General features: G+C 67.8%; 8 protein-coding genes. 7 read left to right on the top strand and 1 reads right to left on the bottom strand.

Annotation, left to right across the window (positions count from 1 at the left end):
* Nucleotides 1–147: 147 nt before the first annotated feature.
* Nucleotides 148–1,206, bottom strand: coding sequence for a LacI family DNA-binding transcriptional regulator (locus VFG33_RS11040; RefSeq protein ID WP_325025181.1), 1,059 nt, complete (start codon nucleotides 1,204–1,206; stop codon nucleotides 148–150).
* Between the two features lie 94 nt (nucleotides 1,207–1,300).
* Between VFG33_RS11040 and VFG33_RS11045 the strand changes: the two genes are divergently transcribed.
* From VFG33_RS11045 to VFG33_RS11075, 7 genes are all read left to right on the top strand, one after another.
* Nucleotides 1,301–2,593, top strand: coding sequence for an ABC transporter substrate-binding protein (locus tag VFG33_RS11045; RefSeq protein ID WP_325025183.1), 1,293 nt, complete (start codon nucleotides 1,301–1,303; stop codon nucleotides 2,591–2,593).
* Between the two features lie 3 nt (nucleotides 2,594–2,596).
* On the top strand, nucleotides 2,597–3,475 hold the full coding sequence (locus tag VFG33_RS11050) for a carbohydrate ABC transporter permease (protein ID WP_414672943.1): 879 nt from the start codon (nucleotides 2,597–2,599) through the stop codon (nucleotides 3,473–3,475).
* The gene (locus tag VFG33_RS11055; RefSeq protein WP_414672944.1) at nucleotides 3,472–4,392 is read left to right on the top strand and encodes a carbohydrate ABC transporter permease; all 921 of its coding nucleotides are present in this window, start codon (nucleotides 3,472–3,474) and stop codon (nucleotides 4,390–4,392) included. The genes VFG33_RS11050 and VFG33_RS11055 overlap by 4 nt, the downstream gene beginning before the upstream one ends.
* Before the next feature lie 57 nt (nucleotides 4,393–4,449).
* On the top strand, nucleotides 4,450–5,793 hold the full coding sequence (locus VFG33_RS11060) for a galactose-binding domain-containing protein (protein WP_325025187.1): 1,344 nt from the start codon (nucleotides 4,450–4,452) through the stop codon (nucleotides 5,791–5,793).
* A gap of 88 nt (nucleotides 5,794–5,881) precedes the next feature.
* A complete protein-coding gene (locus VFG33_RS11065; protein WP_325025189.1) occupies nucleotides 5,882–9,025 on the top strand; it encodes an AfsR/SARP family transcriptional regulator in 3,144 nt (1,047 codons plus the stop codon).
* A 124-nt stretch (nucleotides 9,026–9,149) separates the two neighbouring features.
* Nucleotides 9,150–9,836, top strand: coding sequence for a TetR/AcrR family transcriptional regulator (locus VFG33_RS11070; RefSeq protein WP_325025191.1), 687 nt, complete (start codon nucleotides 9,150–9,152; stop codon nucleotides 9,834–9,836).
* A partial coding sequence (locus tag VFG33_RS11075) for an FAD-dependent monooxygenase (RefSeq protein ID WP_325025193.1) occupies nucleotides 9,833–10,666 on the top strand: 834 nt, incomplete at its 3' end. The genes VFG33_RS11070 and VFG33_RS11075, both read left to right, overlap by 4 nt.

A 10,666-nucleotide genomic window follows, 5' to 3' on the forward strand; every position in this document is an offset into this window, starting at 1 on the left:
TTTAGCCAAATACGCCAGCCAAGTCGGGACGGGCAAGACCTCCCCGGCCGGCGCGCCGCGAACCCGGCTGATCATTCGCCCCCTTTTCACCCCTCCCCACAGCCTGTACCTGACCCGCTTACCTAAGGGTGAAAAGGGGGCGAATGATCAGGCGAGCTCGCGGGTGCCCCCGTGGGTTGTGTTGCCTGTGACGGCCGGCGCCGCGGTGGACTCGCGGACGGTGAGGACGGGGTCGGCCGTCCGGCGGTTGATCGTCACGGTGGGATCGGCGATCACCTCGAGCAGTACCTCGGCCGCCTGCCGGCCGAACTCGAAGGTGTCCCGGGACAGTGCGGTCAGCGCCGGGTGCATCAACTGGGTCAGGATCGAGTCGTCGAAGGCCACGATCGACAGGCCGCCCGGCACCGAGACGCCCATCTCCATCGCGACTCCGAGCCCGGCCACCGCCATCACGTCGCTGTCGTAGACGATCGCGGTCGGGCGGACCGCGTGGGAGAGCAGTTTGCGGGTGATCGCGGCCCCTTCGGCGTCGCTGAAGTCGGTCGGCAGCGAGGGCGCGTCGAGCAGCCCGAGCCGCGGCGCGGCATCCTTCAGGGCCCGCATCCGGCGCTGGGTGTGCTGGAAGTTCGGGGTCCCGGCGACGTGGGCGATCCGGCGGTGACCGAGCGCGGCCAGGTACTCCACGATCGACAGCATCGCGTCCCGGTCGTCGGCCCAGACCGACGCCAGCGCGCCCTTCCCGCCCCGGCCGCCGACCACCACCGCGGGCAGCTCAAGCGCCTTGAGCGCGTCCACCCGGGGGTCGCGCACGGTCAGGTCGACCAGGATCACGCCGTCCACCCGGTGCTCGGAGGCCCAGCGCCGGTACACCGCGATCTCGGCCTCGGTGTCCTCGACGATCAGCAACTGCAGCGAGATCGACTGCGCCGACAAGCCGGACTGCAAGCCGGAGAACAGATGGGCGAAGAACGGTTCGACCCCCAGGGTGCGAGCCGGCCGGGCGATCACCAGGCCGACGGAGTCGACCCGGGACGCACCGAGAGCGCGGGCGGCGCTGTGCGGTCGCCAGCTCATCTGCTCGGCGATCGCCAGGATCCTGGCGCGGGTCGCGTCGCTGACCCCGGGACGCCCGTTCAGGGCGAACGAGACCGCCCCCTTCGAGACGCCGGCCTTGTCCGCGATGTCGGCGATGGTTGGTCTTGCCATCCGCCCTCCCCTCACCTGGTTGTCCCCTTGACAGCGGATTCTACGATGTGGATAGTGCAGGAGCTATACCGGTTTATCACTTCAGGAGAAACTCATGCGTAGTCGTCGTCTGACCGGGGTGGCCGCTCTTGCCGTCGCGGCACTCACCCTCGCCGGCTGTGGCCTCGGTTCGTCCGGCGACACCTCGGCCGACAGTAAGCCGACCGTGGACGCGAATGCCCAGGTGACGGGTGAGGTCAGTTTCCAGACCTGGGCCCTGAAGCCGAAGTTCACCTCGTACGTCGAGGGCGTGATCAAGGCCTTCGAGGCCAAGTACCCGGGCACCAAGGTGACCTGGCTGGACCAGCCCGGTGACGGCTACGACAAGAAGGTGCTGAGCCAGGCCTCGGCCGGTCAGCTGCCCGACGTGGTGAACCTGCCGCCGGACTTTGCCCTGCCGCTGACCAAGCAGAGCATGCTGCTCGACGTCGGCGCGGCCGACCCGAAGATCGCCGAGGACTACGTCGAGGGTGGCGTCGCGGCCTACAAGTACGAGGGTCAGGACGGCACCTTCGGCTACCCCTGGTACCTGAACACCGACATCGACTACTGGAACGCGACCAAGTTCGCGGCCGTCGGGCTGGACGTGAAGAACCCGCCGAAGACCTTCGACGAACTACTCGCCGCCGCCAAGGTGATGCACGACAAGTCCGGCGGCAAGGAGTACATGATGAGCCGGCTGCCCGGTATCGGTGACTTCACCAACGCCGGCGTCAAGGTGCTGGCCGACGACGGCAAGAGCTTCACCTTCAACACCCCGGAGGCCGCCGCGCTGCTGGACAAGTACGCCGCCGCCTACAAGGCCGGCTACCTGCCGCGCGACATCCTGACCCAGGAGTACCTGGGCAACTCCAAGCTCTTCACCCAGAACAAGGTCGCCTGGACGACCGGCGGTGGCGCCGCGATCCAGGACTTCACCAAGGACAACCCGTCGCTGAAGGGCAAGGTCGTCCCGTCGCCCGCGCTGGACACCCCGCCGCTGTACGTGCAGGGTCTGTCGGTGTCGGCCAAGACCAAGAACCAGGCGGCCGCGATCGCCCTGGCCCGGTTCGTCACCAACGCCGAGAACCAGGCCGCGTTCGCCAAGATCGTCAACATCTTCCCCAGCACCAAGGCGTCCGCGAACGACCCGTACTTCTCCAAGAGCGACGGGACGCCGGAGTCCGACGCGAAGGTGCTCGCGTTCGAGTCGCTGGCCAAGGCGAAGGTGCTGCAGCCGCCGGTGATCAGCGGCGCCACCCAGGACTTCATCAACCAGCAGATCTCGCTGGCGATCTCCGGCAAGGTGACGTCCCAGCAGGCCCTCGACGCCGCGGTGGCCAAGGCCAACCAGCTGCTCGCCTCCTGATCGATGCGCTACCACCGCTGGTTCACGCCGTGGGTACTGGTGGTCCCGGCACTCGCCTGGCTGCTGGTGTTCAACCTCTGGCCGTCGATCAACACCGTCATCCTGTCGTTCACCAACGCCAGGCCGATCGGCGGCGGCACCTATGTGGGGCTGAAGAACTTCGAGGCCCTGCTGCACGACGAGCAGTTGCGCTGGGCGCTGCTCAACAGCGTCATCTACATGGTGGTCTGCCTGCCGTTCCTGACCATCCTGCCGCTGCTGCTCGCCGTGCTGGTGGAGAAGAAGCTGCCCGGGATCACCTTCTTCCGGACCGCCTTCTACACCCCGGTGGTCGCCTCGGCCGTGGTGGTGGCGCTGATCTGGCAGTGGATCCTGGACGATCGCGGCCTGGTCAACGGCCTGGCCGAGAAGCTCGGCGTGATCTCCGGGCCGCTGCCGTTCCTGAGTGACCAGTGGCTGTTGCTGCTCAGCGCGATCAGCCTGACGATCTGGAAGGGGCTCGGGTACTACATGATCATCTACCTGGCCGCCCTCGGGAACGTCGGCCGCGAACTGCACGAGGCCGCGGCCGTCGACGGCGCCAGCGCGTTCCGGCGGTTCACCAACATCACCATTCCGGGGGTGCGCGGCACGATGATCCTGATCTCGATCCTGATCTCGGTGTCGGCGCTCCGGGTCTTCTCCGAACTGTTCATCCTCAGCGGTGGCAAGGGCGGCCCGGGGGGCCGGGACAACTCGGTGGTGATGCTGATCCAGCAGTACAGCCAGGGCTTCGAGGGCAACCTCGGCTATGCCTCCGCGCTGTCGATCGTGCTGTTCTTCGTCACCGTCGTCCCGATGCTCGCGCTCGCGCGACTGAACCGGAAGGCGGCCGACGCATGAGTGTTGTGACCGACCCGGCGCGGCCTGTCGCAGTTCCGGAGGCTGCTGGTACTGCGGGCAAGCGGCGGAAGAAGGGGACGTTCGGGTTCAACTCGTTGTCTCCGCGGGAGAAGGTGGTCCGCTACGTACTGCTCGTGTTCGTCCTGATCATCACGATCGGGCCGTTCCTGTGGCAGCTGTCCACCTCGCTGAAGGGTTCGGGGGAGGACATCTACACCCGGATCCCGCGGCTACTGCCGTCGCAGCCGACCCTGTCGCACTACGCCGAGGTGGCCGACACCATCCCGGTCTGGGACTACATGCGCAACTCGCTGCAGGTCGCCGTCCTGGTTGTCGGGGGCAACATCATCGGGTCGTCGCTGGCCGGCTTCGCGATCTCGCGGCTGAACTTCCGGGGTCGCAAGCTCGTGCTCGGGTTGTTCCTCGCCACGCTGGTGCTGCCCGGTGAGGTGACGATCATTTCGCAGTACGTGACAGTGCGCGAGTTCGGACTGGCCAACACGCTGTTCGGGGTCGCGCTGCCCGGCATGATCGGGGCGCTGAACGTGCTGCTGATGTACAACGCGTTCCGCTCGCTGCCGATCGAGGTGGACCAGGCGGCGATCGTGGACGGCGCGAACGTCTGGCAGCGGTTCGTCCACATCGGCCTGCCTTCGGTGCGCGGCACGATCAGCGTGGTGGCGATCTTCGCGTTCATCGGGGCCTGGGACGACTTCCTCTGGCCGTTGATCGTGCTCACCGACCCGGACAAGTACACCCTGACCGTCGGGCTGCAGTATCTGTCCGGCACCTTCAGCAACAACCCGCGGCTGATCGCCGCCGGCACCATGATCGCGTTCATCCCGATCGTGATCGTGTTCGCGACCCTGCAGCGATTCTTCTTCAAGGGCGTTGAGGAGGGCGCCGTGAAGGGGTAGAACCCCACTTGTTCGACCATCCCCACCGCCCATCTGGTTTGGTTCGAAGGAGTTCTGATGTTCCGTAAAGCCCTAGCTGCTGCGACTGCCGCCGTCTTCGGCGCCGCACTGCTGTCCGCTCCCGCCGCACAAGCCGGTACTACGGCTGACAGCAAGCGCGTGGTCGTCTACTACCAGACGCAGTACCTGAACAATGTCTACGTCTCGCCCAAGGCGATGACGGACAACACCACCGGTGTCACCAACGTCCTGGTCGGCGCGATCCACCTCGACCCGGAGGTCGTGCACCTCAACGACGACCCGCCGGAGGCCGCCAAGTTCACCCAGATGTGGGCGGACCTGAAGGCGATGCAGGCCAAGGGGGTGAAGGTGTCGGCCTTCGTCGGCGGCGCCGCGCAGGGCAGCTTCCAGCGGCTCGACACCGAGTTCGACAAGTATTACCCGAGGCTGAAGAACCTGGTCACGACGTACGGGCTGGACGGGCTCGACCTGGACGTCGAGGAGAACATGTCGCAGGCCGGCATCAACCGGCTGATCGACCAGCTCACCACCGACTTCGGGACGGGCTTCGTCATCACGCTGGCGCCGGTCGCGACCGCGCTGAGCGGCGGCGGCAACCTGTCCGGGTTCAACTACGAGACCCTCGAGCGTGATCGCGGCTCGAAGATCGACTGGTACAACGCGCAGTTCTACTGCGGCTGGGGCTCGATGGCGAACACCACGGGCTACGACAACATCATCAACCGCGGCCTGTTCACGCCGAACAAGGTCGTCACCGGCGTGGTCACGAACTCGGCCAACTGCGGCGGCTACGTGGCGTTGCCGACGCTGAAGAACACGCTGGCCGCGTTGGTCGCGAAGTACCCGGCCTTCGGTGGTGTCGACGGCTGGGAGTACTTCAACTCGGACCCGGGTGGCACCGCGGCTCCGTGGCAGTGGGCTCGCGAGATGACGTCGGCGATGTCCGGTACGACAGGTCCGGTGAATCTCGCGCTGAACAAGCCCGCGACGGGCTCGGCCGCGTGCGCCTCGACCGAGGGACCGGCGAAGTCTGTGAACGGCAGCGTCTCCGGTGGCAACTCCGACAAGTTCTGCTCGCTGGCGGCGTCGAAGTTCTTGCAGGTCGACCTGGGTTCGTCCCAGGCTCTCGGCAAGTTCGAGGTGACCCACGCAGCGGCCGGAGGTGAGGCGGCGTCCTTCAACACCAGGGCGTTCACGATCCAGACCTCGCCCAACGGTTCGACCTGGACCACGCGCGCAACGGTGACTGCCAACACGGCCGCCGTGACGACCCACACCGTCACCGGCGTCACCGCCCGCTACGTTCGCCTGAACATCACCACCCCGACCCAGACCACCGACCCGGCCGCCCGCATCTACGAACTCAAGATCTTCGCCTGAGCAGCGGGCCCGGTCAGCTGACCGCTGACCGGGCCCCCTTCTGCCACTACGATGGGGGCCTCACTCGGCGAGCTGAGGGGGCGCCTCTGTGACGAGCAGGCTGCGATTCATCGTGCTGGGGCCGATGACCGTACTGCGGGACGGCGAGCCCGTGGCCCTCGCCGGCAAGCCCCGAACCCTGCTGGCCACCTTGCTGCTACGAGCGGGACAACCGGTGCCGCTGGGTGTGCTGGCGGATCGGGTGTGGGGCGAGAATCCGCCGGTCAACACTCGTGCCGCGGTTCAGACCTATGTCACCCGCCTGCGCACCGCCCTCGAGGACGATGGGCGGCTGGTGCGGACCAGCCAGGACGGCTATCTCGTCCAGGTCGACCGCGAGCAGTTCGATCTGCTCGAGTTCCGCGCGCTGGTCGCGGAGGCGGATGCTCTGGCCGGCGGTGACGACACAACGGAAGCGGCCTTGCTCCATCAAGCCCTTGACCTGTGGGGTGACGCGCCGCTGAGCGACCTGGATTCGGAAGGGCTGCACCGCCAGGACGTTCCCGCTCTGATCGAGACCCGGATGAGCGTGCTGGAGCGCCGGATCGAGGCTGATCTCCGCCTCGGCCTGCACGCCAGACTGGTCCCCGAGCTGCGGGCCCTCACTGCCGAACATCCTTTGCGGGAAGGGATCTGGGCCCAGTTGATCGTGGCCCTGTACCGCTGTGGCCGGCAGGCGGACGCCCTCGCGGCCTATCAGTCCGTACGGCGGACGCTGGCCGACGAACTCGGGATCGACCCCGGACCGGAACTGCGCGAGCTGCAGCAGGCGGTCCTGGTCGGAGACGTGCGACTGGCTCCGCCGCCTGAGCAGGAGCAGGAACCGCGGCAAGTCTGGTCCGTGCACAACCAGCTTCCGCTCGAGGTACCGCATTTCACCGGACGCGACGAGCTGATCAGCCGGGTCGAGAAGGCGCTCACCGATCCAGCCGGCGGAGTGCCGATCGTCGCGGTGTCGGGACCGCCCGGGGTCGGGAAGTCGGCGCTGGCGATCCACGTCGCGCACCGGATCCGGTCGCTGTTCCCCGACGGGCAGTGGTACGTCCATCTGGCGGGTGCGAGTGAGCAGCCTCGCGATCCCGAGGTGGTCCTGGCCGAACTGCTGGTGTCCTCCGGTGTCTCGCGGTCCGAACTGCCGGACGGGCTCGATGCCCGGTCGGCGTTGTTGCGTTCGCGGCTGGCCGGTCGTCAGGTGCTCGTAGTACTTGACGATGCGGCGAGGGTAGATCAGGTCCGGCCGTTCCTGCCGGGCGCGCCGAGCAGCGCAGTACTGGTCACTTCTCGTGCGGCCCTTGGTGGGCTGACAGCGCTGGCAGGTGCGCATCGGCTCGTCGTGGGACAGCTCGAACCCGACGAGTCCGCGCTCCTGCTTGCCCGGCTGTTGCGGGACCACTCTGTGGATGGCGACGAGGCGGGGGAGTTGGCCGACCTGTGTGGTCATCTGCCACTCGCCCTGCGGATCGCGGCGTCGAACTTCGCGATCCGGGCGGATCTCGAACTGTCGCGCTATCTCGAGGACCTCCGCGACGGCGACCGGCTCGCGCACCTGGCGGTCGCGGGTGATCCCGATGCGGCCGTGCGCAACGCGTTCGACACGTCCTACCGGGCACTCGAGGCGGGCTCGGCGCGGATGTTCCGGCTGCTCGGACTCGTCCCTGGACGCGACTTCACCGTAGAGACAGCCGCCGCGCTGGCGGAGTCGTCGTACGGCGACGCGCAGCGGCAGCTGGAACTGCTGGTAGAGGCGAATCTGGTTCAGCGGTACCGGCCGGGTCGGTTCCAGCACCACGACCTGCTGCGCATCTACGCCTCCGAGCACGCGAAGCTGGACCCGGGCCGGGACGCGGCTCGCGTGCGAGTGCTGGGGTTCTACCTGCGGAAGACGGCGGCGGCGGTGCAAGTGTTCGCACCGCACAAGTTGCGCATGCCGCTGCGTGAGCCGATCGATGACAGCGCGGACCTGGACGTCGCCCAGGCGCTGGACTGGCTGGATGCCGAGCGACCGAACCTGGTCGCGGCCGTGCTGGATGCCGAGGCCAACGGACCGCTCGAGCAGGCGTGGTTTCTCGCTGATCAGCTGACGAGCTACTTCACCGACCGCGGTCACCTGGCCGACTGGCAGCTCGTCGTCGACGCAGGGCTGCGCGCCGCCGAACGAGCCGGCGCGACGCTGGCCACGGGCGCGATGCAGCGCGCTCGAGCCATGACACTGCTCCACGGCGGCCACACTGCAGCCGTACGGCAGGCCTTGCTCGGAGCGTTGCTGTTGTATCGGGCGGCCGGCGACGTCCGTGGTGAGATCAGCGTGCTCAACCACCTGGGGATTGCGGAGGCCGACAGCGGGGACGCGATTGCCGGGGTCAAATGGCTCAGGCAGTCCGCCGACACAGCACGGCGTACCGGCGACCAACGGCAGCTGGCGATGGCGTCCAGCAACATGGCGGTGGCTCTGCACCAGAGCGGCAAGCTCGAGGAGGCGCTGGCGGCGGCATCCGAGGCAAGGACCCAATACGAGGCGCTGGGCGAGGGTCCTGGCGAGAACGCGTCGCTGCACGTGACCGCGACCGTCTACCAGGACCTGGGCCAGATCGACCTCGCGGGCTCGCTGATGACCATCGAGATCGCGGCGGTCCGACGGCTGGGCCGGCGGCCCGAGGTGGCGATGTCGGTGGGGGCGCTCGCCCTCATTCATCGTGACGGTGGCGACTTCGACGCGGCCGAAAGGGCCGCCCGGGAGGCGCTGGGCGTCGCGCGGGAGGTCGGCGCCGTGCGGACCGAGTGTGAGGTCCAGGCGACGCTTGGCACTGCGTTGCACGGGCTGGAGCGTTACGACGAGGCCATCGACCGATTCCACATCGCTTTGTCGCTCGCCAGGCACGTTGGGTCCCTCGAGGTCGAGGTCCGGGCGATGCTGGGGCTGGCGTTGGCCAGGCTGGCCAACGAGCAGCTCGAGTTCGCCGTGTCCAACGCCGAGCTCGCGGCCCAGGTGTGCGAGCCGCTGGAGATGGCCGTCCTGGAAGGCCAGGTCGCGACGGCGCTTGCCGCGGTCTACTCGAAGACCGGCCGGCTGCCCGAAGCGGAGGAGGCCGCGATCCGCGCGGTGAACCTGCTGGAGCAGGCCGGCGCCAAACTTCACCTCGCCACCGCCCTCACCACCCTCAGCACCGTCCAGTCCGCCCGACTCTCCCCCTAAAGCCACGTTGCGTCCGAAGAACCTTGCGCTATAGCCCAAGGTTCTTCGGACGCAACCTGCTGATGAAGGCGAACGTGTTCGTTACGAACTTGTTTGTTACGAACATGTTCGTTAGGCTCGCTTCGTGACTGATGAGAAGGCGGGACCGCGGAGTCGGCGGGAGCGGCCGGCCAAGGCGGCGTTGACGCGGAGCGGGATCGTGGCGACGGCCGTGGAGTTGATGCGCGCCGAGGGTCTGGCGCGGGTGACCATGCGGCGGTTGGCGCAGGAGCTCGATACCGGAGCCGCTTCGCTGTACGTCTACGTGCGGAACACGGCGGAGCTCCATGCGGCCGTGCTGGACGAACTGCTCGGGGCGGTGGATCTCACGCCGGTCAAGGAAACAGGTGACTGGCAGGCCAGGCTCACGCAGGTACTTCAGTCCTACACCGCAATGCTGCTCGACTATCCGGGGCTCGCGCAGTCGGCTCTGCTGGCGAGGCCTTCCGGGAAGAACTACCTACGGCTGATCGAGTCGCTCCTCGCGTTGCTCAGTGAAGGTGGCGTGCCGAAGGGCCAGGCGGGCTGGGGGATCGACCTCCTCCTGCAGTTCGCGACAGCTACAGCTGTGGAGCACGCCGGCTCGGAGTCAGCAGGGGAGTGGCAAGCGGCGGTGGACGCAGTACGGACGGTCTCCGCCGAGACGCATCCGCGGCTTGCGGAGCAAGGCGACGACCTGTTCGCCGGGCCGGGCGACGCGCGGCTGGAGTGGGGAATTCGCGTGCTGATCAACGGGATCTCGAGCACGCCACGGGAAGGGACTTCGCTATGACTACATATCATTCCATCGCCATCATCGGTGCCGGACTGGGCGGGCTCACCCTCGCTCGCGTCCTGCACCTCAACGGCATCGAGTCCGCCGTCTTCGACCTGGACGCTTCGCCGACGGCGCGGACCCAGGGCGGCATGCTCGACCTCCACGTCGAGTCCGGCCAGCGGGCGCTGCGGGCGGCCGGCCTGTACGACGAGTTCCGCGCCCTCGTGCACCAAGGCGGGGAGGCGACCCGCGTCCTCGACAAGCACGCCACCGTCCTTCTCGCGGAGGACGACGATGGCGACGGCAGCAGCGAACGCGACCGGCCCGAGGTCAACCGTCGCTCGCTCCGCGACCTGCTGCTCAACTCGCTTCCGGATGGGACGGTTCGCTGGGGCGCGAAGCTCACCGGTGCCCGGCCCCTCGCCAACGGCCGTCACGAGGTGACGCTGGCCGACGGCAGCACCATCACCACCGACCTGCTGATCGGCGCCGACGGCGCCTGGTCGAAGGTGCGCCCGCTGCTGTCGGACGCGAAACCCTTGTACTCCGGGCTCTCGTTCGTCGAGCTCAACCTGGAGGACGCCGACACTCGTCATCCCCGGGCCGCGAAGCTGGTCGGGCCGGGGGTGCTGTTCGCGCTCGACGAGGGCAAGGGAATCCTCGGCCACCGGGATCCCGATGGATCGCTGCACATCTACGTCGCACTGCAGGCTGAAGCCGAGTGGGCTACGTCGGGCGCGATCGACTTTTCCGATGTGGACAAGGCGAAGGTTGCGCTGCTCGAGTCGTTCGCCGACTGGCACGACGACCTGCGCGCGTTCATCGCCGACGCGGACGGCGACCTG

It is taken from the genome of Kribbella sp., from assembly GCF_035687465.1.
In the GTDB taxonomy this organism is placed as follows: Bacteria; Actinomycetota; Actinomycetes; order Propionibacteriales; family Kribbellaceae; genus Kribbella.